Raw genomic sequence first — 20730 nt, forward strand, 5'->3', positions numbered from 1 at the left:
ATGACACTCCCCACATCCGCCAAAGCGATGCGCGGCCTCGGTCTCGGGGCCGCTCTGATCGGTTTCTCGCTGTCGCTCGGCGCCTGCACCCATACCAACCGCGAAGTCGAAGTCACGCAGAGCATTCCGACCGACTATCGGCAGCGCCATCCGATCGCGATCCGCGAAGCCGACCATACGGTCGAGGTGTTCGTCGGCAACGGCCGCGGCGGTCTGACAGCGCCGCAACGTGCCCAGGTTGCCGAGTTCGGCCAGACCTGGCTGCGCGAGGGCACCGGCCCCATCATCGCCGAAGTGCCGATCGAGACGCCGAATGCCAGGGCGGCCGCGGACTCCATGCGGGAAATCCAATCGGTCCTCGGCGCCGGCGGCGTTCCGCCGCGGGGCGTGACCGTGAAGCACTATCGCCCGGCCGATCCGCGCACTTTCGCCACCGTCCGGTTGATCTATCCCAGGATCGCGGCGGTCGCCGGCCCCTGCGGTCTGTGGCCGGAGGATCTCGGCCCCAGCATCAAGAACAAGGGCTATTTCGACAATCGGCAATACTGGAATCTGGGCTGCGCCAATCAGCGCAATCTGGCCGCAATGGTCGACAATCCGGCGGATCTGGTCCAGCCGCGTCCCGAGACTCCGCCCTACACCGCACGGCGCGTGGTGACCAACGATACCTATCGAACCACCAAGCCCGACACGACCGATAAGACCAAGTTGAGCAGCGTCGGACAATGATCAGCTACTCCCGCCACAATCAGGATGACCCGGCGACCGCGGCTGCAGGTCTCGGGCCGGAAGAGCACATTGCGCCGGCACCGCGGGTATCCGTTCAGGCCTTCTGCGAAACCGTGGAGACCGCCGCGGCGGTGCAGGCCGCCGGCGAGGACCGCCGTCTCGCCAAAGCGCATCTCAAGATCCAGATGGGCGGCGTGGTCGCGGCGATCGAGGCGTATCGCTCGGCGCCGACACCCAACGTGATCATTCTCGAAACCGACGCGCGCAATGACGTGCTCGCCGGGCTGGATCAGCTCGCGACGGTGTGCGACCCAGGCACCCGGGTTATCGTCATCGGCAAGGTCAACGATGTCACGCTGTATCGCGAGCTGGTTCGCCGCGGGGTCAGCGACTATGCGATCGCGCCGGTCCAGCCGATCGACGTGGTGCACTCGATCTGCAGCCTGTTCTCCGCCCCCGAAGCCAAGGCCGTCGGCCGAATCATCGCCGTGGTCGGGGCCAAGGGCGGCGTCGGAGCCTCCACCATCGCGCACAACGTCGCCTGGGCGATCGCGCGCGACCTCGCGTTGGATTCGGTGGTCGCGGACCTCGACCTCGCTTTCGGCACCGCCGGGCTCGACTACAATCAGGACCCGCCGCAGGGCATCGCCGAGGCTGTGTTTTCACCGGAACGGGTCGATACCGCCTTCGTCGACCGGCTGCTGTCGAAATGTACCGACCACCTCAGCCTGCTCGCCGCACCGGCGACGCTCGATCGAGTCTACGATTTTGGCACGGACGCGTTCGACGCGGTGTTCGACACGCTGCGCACCACGATGCCGTGCATCGTGCTCGACGTGCCGCACCAATGGACCGGATGGACCAAACGTGCGCTGACGACCGCCGACGACATCCTGGTGGTGGCGACGCCGGATCTCGCGAACCTGCGCAACACCAAGAATCTGATCGACCTTCTCAAGGCCGCGCGCCCGAACGATCGACCGCCGCTGTACTGCCTCAACCAGGTCGGTGTGCCCAAGCGGCCGGAAATCTCCACCGGCGAGTTCGCCAAGGCGATCGAAAGCCCGCCGATCGTCTCGATCCCGTTCGATCCGCAGTTGTTCGGCGCCGCCGCCAACAACGGCCAGATGATCGCGGAGATCGCAGCCAACCACAAGACCACGGACCTGTTCCTGCAGATCGCCCAGCGATTGACGGGACGCGGTGAGGCCAAGAAGACCAAGGGCTCGTTCCTGGCGCCGATCCTGGAGAAGCTGCGGGCCAAGTGAGCCGGATGTTGGAGTATCGAGGTGTTTGGTAAGCGCGGACCGGATAACGACGTCAGAGCCCCAAAGCCGGCGAGCTTTGCGCCGGAGGCGACGGCGCGCGCCCCCGATTCGCGACCGGTCGTCTCCTCGCCGCCGATCGCTCCGACGCGCGCAAGCCCCCCGCCACCGACCGCGATCGAGACGCGCCGATCCGAGACCTACTACCAGGTCAAGGCGACGATCTTCGGTGCGCTGATCGAAGCCATCGACCTCGCGCAGCTCGCCAAACTCGACGGCGAATCCGCGCGCGAAGAGATCCGAGACATCGTCAACGAAATCATCGCGATCAAGAACATCGTGATGTCGATCGCCGAGCAGGAGGAGCTGCTCGACGACATCTGCAACGACGTGCTCGGCTACGGTCCGCTGGAGCCGCTGCTGTCGCGCGACGACATCTCCGACATCATGGTCAACGGCGCCGGCACGGTGTACATCGAAGTCGCGGGCCGCATTCAGCGCACCGGCATCCGGTTCCGCGACAACCAGCAGCTGCTCAACATCTGCCAGCGCATCGTCAGCCAGGTCGGCCGGCGCGTCGACGAGTCGTCTCCGATCTGCGACGCGCGCCTCGCCGACGGTTCTCGTGTCAACGCGATCGTTCCGCCGCTGGCGATCGACGGGCCGGCGCTGACCATCCGCAAATTCAAGAAGGACAAGCTGACTCTCGACCAGTTGGTTAAGTTCGGCGCGATCACCCCGGAAGGCGCGCAGATTCTGCAGATCATCGGCCGCGTCCGCTGCAACGTGCTGATCTCCGGCGGCACCGGTTCGGGCAAGACTACGCTACTCAACTGCCTCACCAACTACATCGACGACGAAGAGCGTATCATCACCTGCGAGGATGCGGCCGAGCTGCAACTGCAGCAGCCTCACGTCGTGCGCCTGGAAACCCGCCCACCCAATATCGAGGGCGAAGGCCAGGTCACGATGCGGGATCTGGTCCGCAACTGTCTGCGTATGCGACCGGAACGGATCATCGTCGGCGAAGTCCGTGGCCCCGAAGCATTCGACCTGTTGCAGGCGATGAACACCGGTCACGACGGCTCGATGGGCACGCTGCACGCCAACAACCCGCGCGAGGCGCTGTCGCGCTGCGAGTCGATGATCACGATGGGCGGTTTCGCACTTCCATCGCGGACGATCCGAGAAATGATCTGCGCCTCGATCGACGTCGTTATCCAAGCCGCGCGCCTGCGCGACGGCTCGCGCCGCATCACCCACATCACCGAGGTGATGGGGATGGAAGGCGACACCATCATCACACAGGATATCTTCGTTTACGACCTGCTGGGCGAGGATTCCAACGGTCATATCGTCGGCCGTCACCGAGCGACCGGCATCGGCCGCCCGCGGTTCTGGGAGCGCGCACGCTACTTCGGCGAAGAGCAACGACTCGCCGCGGCGCTCGACGCCGCGGAGGTCGTCGCGAACTCATAGAGAGGCGGCCGCGATGGAGATGCAAACGCTCGCACTCGGCTTCTTCGCCGCGATCGCGGTCGGCGGCTTGGCATGGGTGTTCCTCTATCCGATGCTCTCGGGCGAGACCAAGGTCGAGAAGCGGCTGACCTCGGTGGCGCGAACCACCCCGGCAGTGCGCCAGGTCGATCGCGCCCAGCGGTCGCGTCGCGAGCAGATCGAAGGATCGCTCAAGGAGATCGAAGCGCGAAGCGAGAGACAGAAGAAGCTTCCGCTCGGCGCGCGGCTGTCGCAAGCCGGGCTCGATTGGACGCCAGCCAAGTTCGGCGTGGTCTCGGCATTTCTCGGCCTGACGGTGTTCGGCATCGCCGCGATCTTCGGTGCGGGGCTGCTTGCCGCGGCCGGTCTCGGTTTCGCCGCAGGCTTCGGCCTGCCTCGCTGGATCCTGGGCTTCCTGAAGCGACGCCGTGAACGGAAGTTTCTGGCCGCCCTCCCCGACGCGGTGGACATCATCGTCCGCGGCATCAAGGCGGGCCTGCCTCTGTTCGACTCGATCAAGGTGGTCGCGGCCGACTCGCCGGAGCCGCTCCGCAGCGAGTTCAACGCGATCATCGAGACCCAGGCGATCGGCATGCCGCTCGGCGAGGCCTGCGCTCGCCTGTACGAACGGATGCCGGTCCCGGAGGCCAATTTCTTCGGGATCGTGGTCGCGATCCAGCAGAAGTCGGGCGGCAATCTGTCGGAAGCACTCAGCAACCTGTCCAAGGTGCTCCGCGATCGCAAGAAGATGTCCGAAAAAATCCAGGCGATGTCGATGGAAGCAAAGGCATCCGCCGCGATCATCGGTTCGCTGCCGCCGATCGTCATGCTGCTGGTGTATCTGAGCACGCCTGACTACATTTCGCTGCTGTGGACGCACCCGACCGGCCGTATCCTGCTCGCGATTTCCGCGATGTGGATGTCGGCGGGCATCTTCGTGATGAAGAAGATGATCAACTTCGACTTCTGAGGGTGCGTCATGATCGATTTTCTGATCGAGAAATTCCACGACGCGCGCTTCATGGCGACGCTACTCGCCGCGATCGCGGCGAGCGCTACTGTCTATACCCTGGTCACCCCGTTCTTCGCCGGCGAAACCCTCGCCAAGCGGATGAAGGCGGTCGGCAGCGAGCGCGAGCGGCTGCGCCAGCGCGAACGCGACCGGCTCGCCAAGTCCGAGAAAGTATCACTGCGCCAAGCCCCCAAGAAGCTGGTGGCGCGCGTCGTGGAAGATTTCAATCTCACCAAATGGCTGGCGCAGGAGACCGCGCGCGACAAGCTGGTGATGGCCGGCTATCGCGGCCAGGCGCCCTACGTCACGTTCCTGTTCTTCCGACTGGTGATGCCGATCGTGTTCGGAATCGCCTCGGCGCTCTACGTGTTCGTGATCGCCAATCTCGACCAGCCGCTGACGATCAAGATCGGCATCTGCATCGCCGCGATCTTCCTCGGCATGCAGGCGCCGATGCTGTTCCTGAAGAACGCAATCACGAAGCGCCAGCTGTCGATCAAGCGTGCCTTTCCGGACGCGCTCGACCTGCTGCTGATCTGCATCGAGTCCGGCATGTCGATCGAAGCGGCGTTCCGCAGAGTGTCGATCGAAATCGGATCGCAATCGATCCCGCTCGCCGAAGAATTCACCCTGACCACCGCCGAGCTGTCGTATCTGCAGGACCGCAAGCAGGCCTATGAAAATCTGGCGACCCGCACCGGGCTAGACGGCGTCAAGTCGGTCTGCCTGGCGCTGCAGCAGTCGGAGCGCTACGGCACCCCGCTCGGTCAGAGCCTGCGGGTGATGGCGCAGGAGAACCGCGACATGCGCATGAACGAGGCCGAGAAGAAGGCCGCCGCGCTGCCGCCCAAGCTCACCGTGCCGATGATCGTGTTCTTCCTGCCGGTGCTGTTCGTGGTGATCCTCGGCCCGACCGGGATTCGTGTCGCGGCGATGCAGTGATCCGCAATCTCCTGGTCCGAAGCGGCTCCGACCGATCGGGCTTTCGTCGCCAAGAATGAAGAGAATACACTCCGCGCCGGGTCGAGGTGCGCGTCAGGAACGTTCGGCGGCCAGGGCGCTGCGCGAGCTCGAGCCGGGAGCTTCCTTGCCGTTCAGCATCTGCTTCAGATAGGCGACGTTGGCGGCGGCTTCCTCGGGCGGCAGATCAGCCCGGACGATGGACTCGGCCTCGGCGAAGCGGCCCTGCAATCCGATCACCAGCGCCAGGTTCTGCCGCACCCGGACGTCGGCGCGGCCGCTGGTATAGGCCTGCCGCAGCGCCTCCTCGGCCTTCGGCAGCTCCTTGGTCAGCACGTAGGACAGGCCGAGGTTCGACAGCACCGAAGGCTCGCCGGGCGCCAGCCGCAGCGCGCTCGCATAGTAGCGCCGCGCCTCGTTGTGACGCGCCATCTGGTCGAGCACGGTGCCTTGCACCGACAGGATGCGCCAATCCGGATTATCGGGGCTGTGGGCGCGCGACAGAGTGTCGAACGCCAGCTGGAAATTGCCGTTGTCGGCGAGCGCGCGTCCGTAGGCGGCCCGCACCGCCTTGTTGCTCGGGTTGGCGAGCGACGCCTTCTCCAGCACCGCCACCGCCTGGGCCCGCTGTCCGATCGCGCGGAGCGCATTGCCGTAGGCGATCGCCGCGTCGGGATCCTTGGGGCGGGACCGATAGCGCTCGCCCGCGATCTGTTCCAGGCGCTGCGGATCGGCCGAGGTCTCGGCCCGGCTATCCAGTGCGCCAGCGACGTCGGCCATGGTCTTGCACCCGGCCAGACTGAGCGCCAGCCCGACGGTCAGCACCGCGGACGTGGCAAACCGGGCAAGACAAGGCAGCTCGCGCATGGCACCGTTACTCACAAAGCCGTCCAATTCTGGTCCAGCAATAGAGCGTTAACCCTAATGTTGGGTTAATCCCCGAGGCGCTGCCGCCCCGCCACGATTCGAAAGAGCCGTCCCTCATGCATGCGATCTTCCAGTCTGCTTCCGACCAGCCGAGCACTCCGATTTCGTTCGTCACCCGATCGAACTGGGACGCGGTGCGCGCCGGACTGCCCGACGCGGCACAGCGGTTCGCCACGGCGAGCGGCTACAGCGGCAAGCCGGGCCAATATCTGGCGCTGCCCACCGCCGACGGCGACATCGGCCACGTGCTGTTCGGGCTCGACGAGCCGGGCGCAAAGGGCCACGATCCGTTCCGTCCCGGCGCCCTGCCCGACCTGCTGCCGGCCGGCGTCTATCGCTTCGCCGATCCACCGCACGACACCCGACTTGCCGCGCTGGCCTTCGCACTCGGCGCCTACAAGTTCGGCCGCTACCGCAAGGCCGAACCGCCGGCCGTGAAGCTGGTGCCGCCGGACGGCATCGACCCGGTCGCCATCGGCCGGGTCGCAGACGCTGCGGCGCTGGCTCGGGATCTGATCAATACGCCTTCGAACGATATGGGCCCGGCTGAACTTGCAGACGCCGCACAGGCGCTGGCGATGCGGTTCGGCGCAACGTTCAGCACGATCGTCGGCGACGACCTCGTTACCCGGAACTTCCCGCTGATCCACGCGGTCGGCATGGCGTCGGTCCGCGCCCCGCGTCTGATCGAGTTCTGCTGGGGCGATCCCGCACATCCCAAGGTGACGCTGGTCGGCAAGGGCGTCTGCTTCGACACCGGCGGACTCGATCTGAAGCCATCTGGCGCGATGCTGATCATGAAGAAGGACATGGGCGGCGCCGCCAACGTGCTGGCGCTGGCCGCGATGATCATGGACGCCGGATTGAAGCTGCGGCTGCGGGTGCTGATCCCGGCGGTCGAGAACTCCGTCGCTGGCAACGCGATGCGGCCGCTCGACATCTTCGCCTCGCGCAAGGGCCCGACCGTCGAGATCGGCAATACCGACGCAGAAGGGCGGCTGGTGCTGGCCGATGCGCTCGCTTATGCGGACGAAGAAACGCCGGATCTGCTGATCGATCTCGGCACCTTGACCGGTGCCGCACGGGTGGCGCTCGGTCCCGACCTGCCGCCCTATTACACCAATGACGAAGCCTTGGCGCTCGACGTCGCGCGTCACGCCAAGGCGGAGAACGATCCGTTGTGGCGGATGCCGCTGTGGGGACCTTACGATTCCTGGCTGGATTCGAAGGTCGCCACGATCAACAACGCGCCGTCGGGCGGCTTCGCCGGCTCGATCACTTGCGCGCTGTTCCTGCAGCGCTTCGTCGAAGCCGCCAGGAGCTGGCTGCATGTCGACATCTACGGCTGGACGCCGAAGGCCAAGCCCGGCCGGCCCGAAGGCGGCGAATGCCAGGCCGCGCGCGCGATCTTTGCGTTGCTGAGCGAACGCTATGGCTGATCCAAGTTTCGATCGGAGGCTGACGCCGGCGCGGCCAGACCTCGCCGCGAGACATCTCGAAGGCCGGGTGAGCGCCGCGCGGTTCGTCGAAGGCGAAACTTTCGAAATCGCCGACGCGATCGCACCGCTGCGGCGAGCCCCGCAACCCGATGCGCCGCTGGAGACCCAGGCGCTGCTGGGCGAGCGGGTCGTCGTCTACGATCGCAACGAGGACGGCTGGGCCTGGAGTCAGCTCGCGATCGATCACTATGTCGGCTGGCTGCCGGAAGCGGCTCTGCGCCGACCTGCCGCGGAGCCGACCCACAAGGTCTCGGCACTCCGAACCTTCGCGTTTCCCGGACCGTCGATCAAACTGCCGCCGATCACGACACTGCCGCTCGGGGCGCGGCTCGCGATCCTGCGCGAAGACTCGGGCTTCGCGGTGACACAGGACGGCTCGTACCTACCGCCGCAACACCTCGTCGCGCTCGACCGGTTCGAGAGCGACTTCGTCACCATTGCCGATCGCTTCGTCGGGACACCCTACCTGTGGGGCGGTCGTACCAGCCTCGGCATCGATTGTTCAGGGCTGGTCCAAACTGCGCTCGCTGGGTGCGGGATCGCGGCTCCCCGCGACAGCGACATGCAGGAGGCGGCGCTGGGCACGCCTGTGCCGCTCGCCGAGCGGCCGACGCTGAAGCGCGGCGATCTTTTGTTCTGGAAAGGTCACGTCGCCATCGCGCGTGACGAGGACAGCATCGTCCACGCCAACGCCTTCCACATGGCCACGGCGATCGAACCGGCACAGCAGGCGATCGCCCGAATCGCAGCCGGCGGTAGTCCGCTGACCGCGATCAGGCGGCTCGGCTGAAATACTCCTGCAATCGAGCACGATTGAGCGCAAGCCACTGCATCGCGCTGACCAATAGCGCATTGGCGAAGGCGCCGCGGTCGAGCGCAGCCAGCGCATCCTCGATCGACACCACGAACGGCTCGGTATCTTCGTCCTCTTCCGCCAGGCCGGCACGCTGCAGAACCGAGCTGGAATCGACGTGCCCGACGAAGAACACGATCTGCTCGTCGGTGATGCCGGGCGTCGGCAGCACGCTGTACAGCTCCACGACCCGATCCGGAGCGACGCCGATCTCCTCGATGCACTCCCGCCGGGCCGCTTCGGTGGCAGTCTCGTGCGGATCGACGCGTCCCGCGACGATTTCGACCATATCGCCGCGCCCGGTAGCGAGATGCGCCGGCAACCTGAATTGCCGGATCAGCACCACCGCGTCTCGCGCCAGATCGACCGGAATTACCGCTGCGACCTTGCTGGCGCGCAGCACGTCGCGCTGCTGCAACAGCGGCGGCTCGCCATCCCGCCGCAGCGAAACCTCGTAGCGCTCGTAGGCCATGAAGCCCCTCCCGATCGTCTCGGGCGGGGACAGGATCACATTGGCCTCGCGATCGGCGAGCTGATCAATTCCGTCACGTTCGCTCATCAAGCACCTATTGCGCGGCGGCGCCGCCCGGAGCGGTTTCGAGCCGGAACGCGGCGGCGAACAGCGCTCGCGTATAGTCCGTCTTCGGGTCCTTGAACAGATCCGCAGCGGGACCTTCCTCGACCACTTTGCCCTGCTTCATGACGATCAGATGACTGGCGAGGGATGCCACCACCCGCAGATCGTGCGAGATGAACATGTAGGTGAGGTCGCGCTTGCGCTGAAGCTCGCGGAGCAGATCGACCATCTGGGCCTGAAACAGCATGTCGAGCGCACTGGTCGGCTCGTCGAGGACGACGAAGTTCGGCTCCAACACCACCGCACGCGCGATCGAAATGCGCTGCCGCTGCCCGCCGGAAAATTCGTGCGGGTAGCGGAAGCGTGTCGCCGGATCGAGGCCGACGTCCTGCAGCGCCTTGACCACGCGCGCTTCCCGCTCGGTGTCGCCGAGCTCGGGCTGATGCACGCTGAGCCCCTCGGCGACGATGTCACCCACCGACATCCGCGGGCTGAGCGCGCCGAACGGATCCTGAAACACAATCTGCATGTCCCGGCGGAACGGCCGCATCTGCTTGAACTTCAAGCCCTGGACGTCGTTGCCGAGAAATACGATCGGCCCGTCGGACGAGATCAGCCGCAGCATGGCCAGACCCAGCGTGGTCTTGCCCGAACCGGACTCGCCGACCACGCCGAGCGTCTCGCCCTTGCGGATCGCCAGCGTGACGCCGTCCACCGCCTTGATGTGGCCGACGGTCTTGCGCAGCAGACCGCGCTTGATCGGAAACCAGACCTTGAGATCGTCGGTCGAAATCACGACCGGTGCTTCGGGACGCGGCGGCGCCGGGTCGGGCTTCGGCTCGGCGGCGAGCAGCGCCTTGGTGTAGGGATGCTGCGGATCGGTGAAGACCTGTTCGACCGGCCCCTGCTCGACGATCTTGCCGGTGTGCATCACGCAGACGGTGTCGGCGATGCGACGGACGATGCCGAGATCGTGGGTGATGAACAGCATGCTCATCCCCAGCCGCGCCCGAATCTCGGCGAGCAGCGCCAGGATCTGCGCCTGCACGGTGACGTCGAGCGCGGTGGTCGGCTCGTCGGCGATCAGCAGATCCGGTTCGTTGGCGAGCGCCATCGCGATCATCACGCGCTGTCGCTGCCCGCCGGACAGTTGGTGCGGATAGCTGGCGAGCCGCGTCTCCGGCTCGGGGATGCCGACCTGGGTCAGCAGCTCGAGGATTCGCGCCCGCGCTTTGCTCCCACGAACGCCGCCGTGCAATTGCAGGATCTCGCCGATCTGCGACTCGATGGTGTGCAGCGGATTGAGCGAGGTCATCGGCTCCTGAAAAACGATCGAGATCTCGTTGCCGCGGATACCGCGGATCTCGCGCTCCGACATCCCGAGCAGTTCGCGTCCCTTGAACCGGATTTGGCCGGAGGGATGCGACGCGCTCGGATACGGCAGCAGCTTCAGGATCGACAGCGCGCTGACCGATTTGCCCGAACCGGACTCGCCCACCAGCGCGACGCACTCGCCGCGCTTGATTTGGTACGAAATATGGTCGACCGCCGTCGTGGCGCCGCTCGGCTGGTGAAACGCGACCGAGAGGTCGTCGACGGAGAGCAAGGGCTGGTTGATAGCGTCCATCAGGAGAGCTCATTGATGAGTCGTGCCACGTTTTGCGGGGTAGCATCGAGCAATGACATTTCCTCCGGCAACTTGATATGGCCATCGGCCGAGAGCACACGGGCGCAATTGGCCCTGATCGCCGTGACGACGTGAACCGCATCCGCCAACTTCGGCATTCCGGCCGCGCGACGATAAGATGCCGTCTCGATCAGAATGTCCCGGCTAACAGGATACAGATCAATAATTCCGCTCCAGACGATCAAATTCAGATAGTAACACCTTTGAAAGTCGGCAGCCTTGGGAAGTACTTCCGCCAGCGTTAATTCGCTTGTCACGGCGATCCCACGACGGGCATTGAAGGCGCGAAACAAGTTCTGTATGGGCTCGGCAAGTTCGGTACGAGCCTCCGCGCCGTAAATGAAGACATTTGCATCGAGATAGATGCGACGTGAGGATGGCTCAGTCATCCCACTCGTCTCGGTCGCGACGAAGATCGGCGTCGATCTCTTCCTTGGTACGGAAGGGAGGACGGCGGAGCGCAAAGATCTCTTCCAGAGACATGACTTTCTCAGGCGGCGTTTCTTCGACCGTCAGAACGACAGTCACCGTTGACGACGGCCCCACTTTGACCCGCATTTCCTCGGGAAGATTCGCGGCCGGGTAATGCTCGAACACGATCTTGTTCATGGCCTTTGCTCCTAGTCGACCCTACCACACCCTCACCTGAACGTCTTGCGCGGGTCGAAGGCATCGCGGACGGCTTCGCCGATGAAGATCAGCAGCGACAGCATGATCGCGACGGCGAAGAAGCCGGTGAAGCCGAGCCAGGGGGCCTGGACGTTCGCCTTGCCCTGCGCCAGCAACTCGCCGAGCGACGGCGAGCCGGGCGGCAAGCCGAAGCCGAGGAAGTCGAGCGCCGTCAGCGTCATCACCGACGACGAGACGATGAACGGCAGGAACGTCATGGTGGCTACCATGGCGTTGGGCAGCAGGTGGCGGACCATGATCTTGGCGTTGGAAACGCCAAGCGCCCGCGCCGCGGTAATGTACTCGAAGTTTCGGCCGCGCAGGAATTCAGCGCGCACCAGACCGACCAGCGATACCCAGCTGAACAGCAGCAGGATGCCGAGCAGCACGAAGAACCCAGGCACTAGAACCGAAGACAGGATCAGCAGCAGATACAGAGACGGGATCGCGGTCCAGACCTCGATAAAGCGCTGAAAGCCGAGATCCACCCAGCCGCCGAAGTAACCCTGAATGCCGCCGGCCGCAATGCCGATGATCGACGAAATGATCGTCAGGCTGAGGCCGAACAGGATCGAGATCCGGAATCCGTAGATCAGCCGCGCCACGACGTCGCGGCCCTGGTCGTCGGTACCGAGCCAGTTGTATTCGAGGTCCCGGCAGCCTTTGACGCCCTTCTTGGCGACCACCGCGGCGCATTCCTGCTCGGTCAGCATCCAGGTCGGCTTCGATGGCGCCGGCGTCGGCAGATCGAGATTGTGGGTGTCGTAGGAATAGCGGATCGGCGCCCAGATCACCGTGCCGCCCTTGTCGGCGATCAGTTTCTGCAGATAAGGATCGCGATAATCCGCCGCGGTCTCGAAATCGCCGCCGAAGGTGGTTTCCGCATAGGTGACGACCGCGGGGAAATAATAGTGGCCGTCGAGCTTGATCAGCAGCGGCCTGTCGTTGGCGATGAACTCGGCGAACAGCGAGACGCCGAACAGCACCAGGAAGATCCACAGAGACCAGTAGCCGCGGCGGTTGGCTTTGAAGTTCTGCCATCTCCGCTTGTTCAGCGGCGACACCTTCAGCCGGTGCCGGGCCGGCGGCACCGCCTCGCCCAGCGGCGCCTCAGTGGTGCTCTCGATCGGTTGACGTGCGATCAGCGTCATCAGACGTCCCGCGCCTCGAAGTCGATCCGCGGATCGATCCACATATAAGCCAGGTCGGAGATCAGGTTCACCACCAGGCCGACCAGCGAAAAGATGAATAGCGTCCCGAACACCACCGGATAATCGCGGTTGAGCACGCTTTCGAACCCGAGCAGCCCGAGGCCGTCGAGCGAGAAGATGGTTTCGATCAACAGCGATCCGGAAAAGAACGCACCGATGAAGGCGCCGGGAAACCCGGCGATCACGATCAGCATCGCGTTGCGGAACACGTGCCCGTACAGCACCTGGGTCTCGCTGCACCCCTTGGCGCGCGCGGTCATGACGTATTGCTTGCGGATCTCGTCCAGAAACGAATTCTTGGTGAGCAGCGTCATGGTGGCGAAGGCGCCGAGCGCGATAGAGATCAGCGGCAGCGTCAGGTGCCAGAAATAGTCGATGATCTTCCAGTACCAGGGGAATTCGCTCCAGCCGTCGGAGGTCAGCCCGCGCAGCGGGAACCAGCTGAAGAACGAGCCGCCGGCGAACAGAATGATCAGCAGGATCGCGAACAGGAAGCCTGGGATGGCGAAGCCGACAATGATCACCGCCGAAGTCCAGGTGTCGAATTTCGAGCCGTCCTGCACCGCCTTGCGGATGCCGAGCGGAATCGAGATCAGATAAGTCAGCAGCGTCATCCAGATGCCGAGCGACATCGACACCGGCAGCTTCTCCTTGATCAGTTGCAGCACGCTGACGTCGCGAAAGTAGCTCTTGCCGAAGTCGAACCGGGCGAAATTCCACAGCATGATGGCGAAGCGCTCGGGCGCCGGCTTGTCGAATCCGAACTGCTTCTCCAGGCTTTTGACGAATTCAGGATCCAGGCCCTGCGCGCCGCGATATTTCGAGTTGACCGCATCGGCCGAACCAGCCGCCTGCGGCCGCGCCCCGAAGTCGCCCCCCGATGAGCCGGAGATCCGCGACGACGCGCCGGTGTCCGCCCCGGAGATCTGCGCGATCACCCGTTCGACCGGTCCGCCCGGCGCGAACTGCACCACCACGAAGGACACGAACAGAATTCCGAGCAAGGTCGGAAACATCAGCAGGACGCGGCGAGTGATATAGGCGGCCATGCTAGGTCTTCCTTCCGTCGGCCGCAGCCGCCGCGTCCTTCGCCCACCACAACTCCGGCACGCCGACGCCGGCGTATTTCGGCAGCTTGGACGGATGGCCGAACACGTCCCAATACGCCAGCCTATGCGAGGCCGAATACCATTGCGGCACCCAGTACCGACCCGCTCGGATCAGCCGGTCGAGCGCACGGGCGGCAATCACCAGCTTGTCGCGGCTGTCGGCTGCGATCACCGCGTCGATCAGCGCGTCGATCGCCGGATCGGCGATGCCGGAGAGATTGTTGGAGCCCTTGGTCGCGGCCGCCTGCGACGAGAAGAAATTGCGCAGCGCATCACCCGGGACGGTCGAGAAGCTGTAGCGCTCGATCGCCAGGTCGAAATCGAAATCGTCGCGCCGGGCCCGAAGCTGCACCGGATCGACCTGCCGCAGGCTGGCCTCGATCCCCAAGGTCCCGAGATTCTTGATGAAGGGCATGTGGTGCGGCTGGAACGACGGCTCGTCGAGCAGGAATTCGACGCGAAACGGCTCGCCGGAGGGCGTCAAGCGCTTGCCGTTCTTGATCGGGAATCCCGCCGCGTTCAGAAGTTGCGCGCCTTGGCGCAGCAGCGCGCGGTCCTGGCCGGAACCGTCGGAGACCGGCGGCACGAACGGCTCGCCGAACACCTCGTCCGGCACCTTGCCGCGGAACGGTTCGAGCAGCGCCAGTTCCTCTGGCGACGGCGGGCCGACCGCCATCAGGTCGGAATTCTGAAAGGGCGACACCGTCCGCGCATAGGTGCCGTACATGATGGTCTTGTTGGTCCACTCGAAATCGAACGCGCAGCCGAGCGCCTGGCGCACCCGTGAATCCTTGAACTTGTCGCGGCGGGTGTTGATGAACCAGCCCTGGGCGCCGGACGGCGTCTCGTCCGGCAGGATTTCGCGCTTGACGCGGCCGTCGTGGATCGCCGGGAAGTCGTAGCGGGTGTTCCAGATCCGTGAGGTGAACTCTTCGCGAAACAGATAGCTTCGCCCGGTGAAGCCTTCGAATGCGACGTCGCGATCGCGATAGAATTCGAACCGCACGGTGTCGAAATTGTTGGCACCGATGTTGACCGGCAGCTTCGCGCCCCACCAGTCCTTCACCCGATCGAACTCGATGTACCGGCCGGATTCCAGTCGGCCGACCTTGTAGGGCCCGCTGCCGAGCGGCACTTCCATGGTGGATTCATCGAACGGCTGCTTGGCGTAGTACGCCTCCGAGAACAGCGGCAGCACGGCGACGAACAACGGCACGTCGCGGCCGCGCTTCGGCTTGAAAGTGACGATCAGCGTCGAGTCGTCGGTCGCCTCCGCCTCGATGAAGTCGCGCAGCTGCTGCGTGATCAGCGGATGGCCCTTGGCCTTGAGGATGTTGAGCGAGAACGCGGCATCGCGCGCGGTCAGCTTGCTGCCGTCGTGAAACCGCGCTTCGGGCCGCATCGTGAATCGATAGGTGAGACCGTCGGAGGAGATCGCCACCTGGGAGGCGGCGAAACCGTACATCGCGTCCGGCTCGTCGCCGGCGCGCGCCATCAGCGTCGCGAAGGTCAGCCCCATCCCCTGCGCGCCGTCGCCCTTGAGGATGTAGGCGTTGAGCGAGTTGAAAGTGAGGAACGACTGATTGAACGCGCGCACCGACGGGATTGTCGAAAACAGCCCCCCTTTCGGGGCACGGGGATCGACGTAGTCGAAATGCGCGAAACCGGCCGGGTACTTCAGGTCACCGAACGCCGACATTCCGTGAGCGATCGTCTCGCCTTCGGCGGCAGCGGCGGTCTTGAACTGAGAAGCCGCGAGCGCGCCGACGCCGAGGCCGAGCACGTCGCGGCGATTGAGCAGCATCATACGCGAGACAATCCTCAAGAGCGCCTACCGATCGCGGCGGCCCTGTCCGTATCGTACCACCACAGCGACGGCAGTCCGGAGCGCGCATATTTCGGTAGCGGCGCATGATTGAAGCGGTCCCAGCGCGCGTAGCGCATGAACCCGTAGGTGAATTGCGGCACCACGTAGAAGTTCCACAGCAGCACCCGATCCAGCGCACGCGTCGCCGCGACCAACGCGACCCGATCCTTGGCGTAGATCACTTTCTCAATCAGCGCGTCGACCGCCGGATTCTTGATTCCGATGGTGTTCTGCGAGCCCTGCTGATCGGCCGCCTGCGAGCCCCAATAGTCGCGCTGCTCGTTGCCGGGCGACAGCGACTGGCCCCACAGATCGGTGATGATGTCGAAATCGAACGCCCGAACCCGGTTCTGATACTGGGCGTCGTCGACCATGCGGATCGAAACGGTGACACCGAGTCGCTCGAGCGACGGTTTGTAGAACAGCGCGATGCGCTCCGACGACGGATCCTGCACCAGCATCTCGACCACGACCGGCTTGCCCGACCGATCGACCAGCTTGCGCTCTTTGATGTCGAAACCGGCCTCTTTCACCAGCTTCATCGCCTCGCGCAAGTTCGCGCGCACCGCTTCCGGGTTGCCGCCGACCGGATTGGTGTAGGGTTGCGTGAACAGCTCGGCCGGCACCTTGTCGCGCACGGTTTCGAGAAATTCCAGCTCCTGGCCCTGCGGCAGGCCGCTCGAGGCGAGCTCGGTGCCCTCGAAGAAGCTGGCGATGCGCTTGTACTGCCCGTAGAACAGTTGCTTGTTCATCTCCTCGAAGTCGAACGCGTAGTTGAAGGCGCGCCGCACCCGTGCGTCCCGGAACATCTCGCGGCGGGTGTTGAGCACGAAGGCCTGCATCCGCCCCGAATCGTTGATCGGAAATTCTTCCTTGACGACCCGCTTGTCGGTCACCGCCGGAAAGTCATAGGCCGTGGCCCACTGCTTGGCGGAATTCTCCATGATCCAGTCGGCCTGATCGGCCTTGAAGGCCTCCAGGGCCACGGTGTTGTCGCGGAAATACTCGAACCGCAGTTCGTCGAAATTGTTCTGGCCGATCCGAACCGGCAGCTTCTCGCCCCAGTAATCCTTGACGCGCTCCAGCACCATCGAGCGGCCGGCGACGAATTCCTTGATCTTGTAAGGCGCCGAGCCGAGCGGCGGCTCCAGCGTCGTCGCCGAGATGTCGCGCTTGCGCCCCTGGGCGTCGCTGCCCTCCCACCAGTGCTTCGGCATGATCATCAGCTCGCCGACAATGACCGGCAACTCGCGGTTGCCCGGCGCATCGAAGGTGAAGCGAACGTCGCGCTCCCCGACCTTCTCCGCCTTGACGACGTGGCGATAATACGAGGCATAACGCGGACTGTATTTCTTCAGCGCATCGAACGAGAACACCACGTCCTCGGCCGTCACCGGCTTGCCGTCGTGCCAGCGCCCTTCCGGGCGCAGCCGATAGACGGCCCAGGAGAAATCGTCAGGATACATCGCGCCTTCGGCCAGCAGGCCGTAGCTGGTGCCGACTTCGTCCAACGACGAGGTCATCAGCGTCTCGTAGAGATAGCCGACGGCGCCGGCGATGTTGCCCTTCACGCCCGCGACCGCGATGTTGAAATTGTCAAAGGTGCCGAGCGCGATCTGCCGCGCCGCGCCGCCCCTCGGCGCCTTCGGGTCGACGTAATCGAACCGCGCGAATCCAGCCGGATATTTCAAGTCCCCGAACAGCGACAGCCCGTGCCGCCAAGCGGCGCCTTCGGCCGCCGTCTGGGCTCGCGCCGGGCCGGCGGCGAACAGGCCGGAGTCAAGGCCAAGGGCCGGGATCACCGCGGCGAGCGTGCCGCCCTGGAGGAGATGTCGTCGGGTCAAACTCACGATACGGAAATCCCTGTTCGCTGCGGTCGTCGCCCTGACCGGACATATCTGAGGATTCGTTCAATTATGGCGATTTTGACCGAGGATAACACCCCGCAGGCGGCCGACTTGCGGCGAAAGGTCCCGGTTAACGATGTTTAATCCGGGCGGCGCGCCCAAAGCAAAGCGGCCGGGGAAATCCCCGGCCGCTCGATCCACGCCTGCAGTTTTCGTTACTTCTCTGCCGTTGCCGGCAACGGCTCGGGCTGGTCGGAATTCTTGTTGAGATAGGCGATCAGGTCCGCCCGCTCCTTGTCGTTCGAGATGCCGGCGAAGCTCATCGCGGTGCCGGGGATATAGCCCTTCGGGTTGGCGAGGAACTTGTTGAGCTCGTCGAACGTCCAGGCGCCGCCCTTGGCCTTCATCGCCGCCGAGAAATTGAACCCGTTGCGGCCCTCGCCGCGATGATCGCCGACGATGCCGTAGAGGTTCGGGCCGACACGGTTCGGGCCGTCCTTCTCGAAGGTGTGGCAGGCCGCGCACTTCTTGGCCACCTTGGAGCCCTGGTCGACCGAGGCCGTCTGCAACAGCTTCTCGATCGGCTCCTCTGCCGCTTTGGGCGCATCCTTGCTCGGCGCCGGCTCGGCTTCCTTCACCGCAATGGCGTAGCCCTGCTTCTCGGGTTTCGTCGGAGAAAAGATCGCCTGCGCCGCAAAATTCGACAGCAACAGGATCAGGCAGGTTCCGAAGATCGCACCGACGATTTTGTTGAGTTCGAAAGTATCCATTTTCGCTCGCGTTTCCGAACCGGTCCGGGCGCGGACTTGTTCATCGGAGGCATTCTCAACTCGACTTTAGTCGTGATGAGATATCGGTTTGCCCCCGCGCTGGCAACCCGTATAAACGCGCCACACGCCTCGCTTCGTGCAGCCTGATACCAGTTGCCGCATCGCTGCGGTGCATCATTCGCTTCAAAGCATCTCCCGCCGATGGCCGATTCCGCGACCCTGGTCCTGATTCCTGCGCGGATGGCCGCGACCCGGCTGCCCGGCAAGCCGCTGCTCGACATTGCCGGGCTGCCGATGGTGGTACAGGTGCTGCGCCGGGCGCGGGCGGCGGAGATCGGCCGGGTGGCGGTGGCGACCGACACGCGGGAGATCGCCGCGGCCGTGACCGCCCATGGCGGCGAGGTGGTGATGACCCGCGCCGACCATCCCTCAGGCTCCGATCGGATCTTCGAGGCGCTGCAGGCTCTGGACCCGGAGCGCAGGATCGAGACCGTCATCAACCTGCAGGGCGATTTTCCGACCATCCGTCCCGAGCAGATCGGCGCGGTGCTGGGGCCGCTGTCCGACCCGGCGGTGGACATCGCGACGCTGGCCGCCGAGATCCATACCGACGAAGAGGCCACCAACCCCAATGTGGTGAAGGTGGTCGGCTCACCGCTGGCGGGCGACCGGTTGCGGGCGCTGTATTTCACCCGCGCCACCGCCCCCTGGGGCGACGGGCCGCGCTACCATCACATCGGCCTGTACGGCTACCGCCGCGCCGCCCTCGAGCGCTTCGTCGCGCTGCCCCCTTCCCCACTCGAGCAGCGCGAAAAGCTCGAACAGCTTCGTGCCCTCGAAGCCGGCATGCGGATCGACGTCGGAATCGTCGACAGCGTGCCGCGCGGGGTCGATACCCCGGCCGATCTCGAAACCGCGCGGCGCGTGCTGGGCGGCTGAACCCGCCCTCTGGCGAAAATTGCTGCGGCTGCTAGAACGCGCGCCAGACACAGGACGCCATGACCCAGACCATGAAAATCGCATTCCAGGGCGAGCCCGGGGCCAATTCCCACATCGCGATCAGCGACGCCTATCCGACCGCCGAGGCGATGCCTTGCGCCACCTTCGAGGACGCGCTGAGCGCGATCTCGTCCGGTGAAGCCGACCTCGGCATGATCCCGATCGAGAACTCGGTCGCCGGCCGCGTCGCCGATATCCATCACCTGCTGCCGACTTCGAAGCTGTTCATCGTCGGCGAGTGGTTCCTGCCGATCCGGCATCAGCTCGTGGCCGTGCCCGGCGCCAAGCTCGAAGACATCAAGACGGTCGAAAGCCACGTCCACGCGCTCGGCCAGTGCCGGCGGATCATCCGCAAATTCGGCCTAAAGCCGATCGTCGCTGGGGACACGGCAGGCTCCGCCCGCGTAGTCGCCCAGCGCGGCGACAAGAGCTGCGCGGCGATCGCCTCGCGGCTGGCGGCGCAGATCTACGGCCTCGATATCCTGGCGGAAGACATCGAAGACGAGGCCCACAATACCACCCGCTTCGTGGTGCTGGCGCGCGAGCCGCGCTGGGCGGCGCAAGGCTCCGGGCAATTGGTCACGACGTTCGTCTTCCGTGTCCGCAACCTGCCGGCCGCGCTGTACAAGGCGCTCGGCGGCTTCGCCACCAACGGCGTCAACATGACCAAGCTGGAAAGCTACATGGTCGACGGCAATTTTTTCGCCACGCAGTTTTATGCCGATGTCGAAGGCCACCCCGAGGATCGCGGCCTCGCCTTCGCGCTCGACGAACTGAAGTTCTTCTCCCGCGAATTCCGGATCGTCGGTGTCTATCCGGGCCACCCGTTCCGGGCGACGTTCAGCGAACGCTGACGTCAGATCTCGTCATTGCGAGGAGCGTAGCGACGAAGCAATCCAGCTCCGTGCACGGGGCCTCTGGATTGCTTCGCGGAGCCTGTCATCGGGCGGCGCTACGCGCCGACCCGTTGGCTCGCAATTGTGCGAGTTCACTAATTCGGTGATCGGATTTTTTTGTCGGCGGCGAAGTCCTTCGGGGTTTTGCCGCCGAGGGCCTGGTGGGGCCTGAAGTTGTTGTAATAGACCATGTATTCGAACAACTCGTTGGCGAAGTGGTCGAGGTTGTCGAAGGTGGCTCCGTCGATCACGTCGTCGTCCAGGGTCCGCCAGAAGCGCTCGATCTTGCCGTTGGTCTGGGGGCGGTAAGGCCGAGTGTAACGGTGCACGATGCCGAGCTCGCGCAGCATTGCCTC

19 protein-coding genes and 2 pseudogenes are annotated in these 20730 nt (G+C 64.8%); 9 read left to right on the plus strand and 12 right to left on the minus strand.

Translation table 11 applies throughout. The features are described from left to right. Genes DWA33_RS16295 through DWA33_RS16315 form a run of 5 tightly spaced genes read left to right on the plus strand, consistent with a single transcriptional unit; the run spans position 1 to position 5445 of the window. Positions 1-729: a CpaD family pilus assembly protein gene (locus tag DWA33_RS16295; protein ID WP_114359215.1), complete on the plus strand. Its 729-nt coding sequence runs from the start codon at positions 1-3 to the stop codon at positions 727-729. Then, entirely contained in the window at positions 726-1997 is a 1272-nt protein-coding gene (locus DWA33_RS16300) for a CpaE/TadZ family protein (protein ID WP_114359217.1), read from the plus strand. The genes DWA33_RS16295 and DWA33_RS16300 overlap by 4 nt, the downstream gene beginning before the upstream one ends. A gap of 21 nt (positions 1998-2018) precedes the next feature. Continuing rightward, a complete protein-coding gene (locus DWA33_RS16305; RefSeq protein ID WP_114359219.1) occupies positions 2019-3473 on the plus strand; it encodes a TadA family conjugal transfer-associated ATPase in 1455 nt (484 codons plus the stop codon). Positions 3474-3486: 13 nt separating this feature from the next. Further along, the gene (locus tag DWA33_RS16310; RefSeq protein ID WP_114359221.1) at positions 3487-4461 is read left to right on the plus strand and encodes a type II secretion system F family protein; all 975 of its coding nucleotides are present in this window, start codon (positions 3487-3489) and stop codon (positions 4459-4461) included. A gap of 9 nt (positions 4462-4470) precedes the next feature. Beyond that, on the plus strand, positions 4471-5445 hold the full coding sequence (locus DWA33_RS16315) for a type II secretion system F family protein (RefSeq protein ID WP_114359223.1): 975 nt from the start codon (positions 4471-4473) through the stop codon (positions 5443-5445). Positions 5446-5538: 93 nt separating this feature from the next. On the opposite strand, the gene DWA33_RS16320 is transcribed toward DWA33_RS16315, so the two are convergent. Continuing rightward, a complete protein-coding gene (locus DWA33_RS16320; RefSeq protein ID WP_114359225.1) occupies positions 5539-6330 on the minus strand; it encodes a tetratricopeptide repeat protein in 792 nt (263 codons plus the stop codon). Between the two features lie 116 nt (positions 6331-6446). Here DWA33_RS16320 and DWA33_RS16325 point away from each other — a divergent pair, with 116 nt between their 5' ends. Then, positions 6447-7829 carry a leucyl aminopeptidase family protein gene (locus tag DWA33_RS16325; RefSeq protein WP_114359227.1) on the plus strand — a complete coding sequence of 461 codons (1383 nt, stop codon included), beginning with the start codon at positions 6447-6449 and terminating at the stop codon, positions 7827-7829. Beyond that, entirely contained in the window at positions 7822-8679 is an 858-nt protein-coding gene (locus tag DWA33_RS16330) for a C40 family peptidase (RefSeq protein ID WP_114359229.1), read from the plus strand. Before DWA33_RS16325 ends, DWA33_RS16330 begins: the two co-directional genes overlap by 8 nt. Here DWA33_RS16330 and DWA33_RS16335 read toward each other — a convergent pair. The 9 genes from DWA33_RS16335 to DWA33_RS16375 all read right to left on the minus strand — a co-directional run bounded on the left by DWA33_RS16335 (position 8663) and on the right by DWA33_RS16375 (position 18479). After that, complete coding sequence (locus tag DWA33_RS16335; RefSeq protein WP_114359231.1) at positions 8663-9301, minus strand: NUDIX domain-containing protein; 639 nt, start codon at positions 9299-9301, stop codon at positions 8663-8665. The two genes, DWA33_RS16330 and DWA33_RS16335, sit on opposite strands and share 17 nt — an antisense overlap. Before the next feature lie 7 nt (positions 9302-9308). Further along, positions 9309-10946 carry an ABC transporter ATP-binding protein gene (locus DWA33_RS16340; RefSeq protein WP_114359233.1) on the minus strand — a complete coding sequence of 546 codons (1638 nt, stop codon included), beginning with the start codon at positions 10944-10946 and terminating at the stop codon, positions 9309-9311. Further along, positions 10946-11395 (minus strand): type II toxin-antitoxin system VapC family toxin, encoded by a 450-nt coding sequence (locus DWA33_RS16345; RefSeq protein ID WP_114359235.1) that lies wholly within the window; start codon positions 11393-11395, stop codon positions 10946-10948. Before DWA33_RS16345 ends, DWA33_RS16340 begins: the two co-directional genes overlap by 1 nt. Continuing rightward, on the minus strand, positions 11388-11615 hold the full coding sequence (locus DWA33_RS16350; RefSeq protein ID WP_114359237.1) for a hypothetical protein: 228 nt from the start codon (positions 11613-11615) through the stop codon (positions 11388-11390). The genes DWA33_RS16345 and DWA33_RS16350 overlap by 8 nt, the downstream gene beginning before the upstream one ends. A 32-nt stretch (positions 11616-11647) precedes the next feature. Next, complete coding sequence (locus tag DWA33_RS16355; RefSeq protein ID WP_114359239.1) at positions 11648-12826, minus strand: ABC transporter permease; 1179 nt, start codon at positions 12824-12826, stop codon at positions 11648-11650. Further along, positions 12826-13935 carry a microcin C ABC transporter permease YejB gene (locus DWA33_RS16360; protein ID WP_114359241.1) on the minus strand — a complete coding sequence of 370 codons (1110 nt, stop codon included), beginning with the start codon at positions 13933-13935 and terminating at the stop codon, positions 12826-12828. The genes DWA33_RS16355 and DWA33_RS16360 overlap by 1 nt, the downstream gene beginning before the upstream one ends. Position 13936: 1 nt before the next feature. After that, positions 13937-15802 carry an extracellular solute-binding protein gene (locus DWA33_RS16365; protein ID WP_114359243.1) on the minus strand — a complete coding sequence of 622 codons (1866 nt, stop codon included), beginning with the start codon at positions 15800-15802 and terminating at the stop codon, positions 13937-13939. 14 nt (positions 15803-15816) lie between these two features. After that, on the minus strand, positions 15817-17712 hold the full coding sequence (locus DWA33_RS16370; protein ID WP_114359245.1) for an extracellular solute-binding protein: 1896 nt from the start codon (positions 17710-17712) through the stop codon (positions 15817-15819). Between the two features lie 212 nt (positions 17713-17924). After that, positions 17925-18479 carry a c-type cytochrome gene (locus tag DWA33_RS16375; RefSeq protein WP_114359247.1) on the minus strand — a complete coding sequence of 185 codons (555 nt, stop codon included), beginning with the start codon at positions 18477-18479 and terminating at the stop codon, positions 17925-17927. A gap of 201 nt (positions 18480-18680) precedes the next feature. On the opposite strand from DWA33_RS16375, the gene DWA33_RS16380 reads away from it, so the two are divergent. Together DWA33_RS16380 and DWA33_RS16385 are read left to right on the plus strand one after the other, a co-directional pair. Continuing rightward, entirely contained in the window at positions 18681-19418 is a 738-nt protein-coding gene (locus DWA33_RS16380; protein WP_114359248.1) for a 3-deoxy-manno-octulosonate cytidylyltransferase, read from the plus strand. A 59-nt stretch (positions 19419-19477) separates the two neighbouring features. Further along, entirely contained in the window at positions 19478-20332 is an 855-nt protein-coding gene (locus DWA33_RS16385; protein ID WP_114359250.1) for a prephenate dehydratase, read from the plus strand. A 137-nt stretch (positions 20333-20469) separates the two neighbouring features. Here DWA33_RS16385 and DWA33_RS16390 read toward each other — a convergent pair. Next, positions 20470-20649 (minus strand): annotated as a pseudogene (locus tag DWA33_RS16390) (integrase core domain-containing protein); the annotation flags it as partial. Beyond that, a pseudogene (locus DWA33_RS25730) lies at positions 20628-20730 on the minus strand (integrase core domain-containing protein); the annotation flags it as partial. The pseudogenes DWA33_RS16390 and DWA33_RS25730, both read right to left, overlap by 22 nt.

It is taken from the genome of Rhodopseudomonas pentothenatexigens, assembly GCF_900218015.1.
Classification (GTDB): domain Bacteria; phylum Pseudomonadota; class Alphaproteobacteria; order Rhizobiales; family Xanthobacteraceae; genus Rhodopseudomonas; species Rhodopseudomonas pentothenatexigens.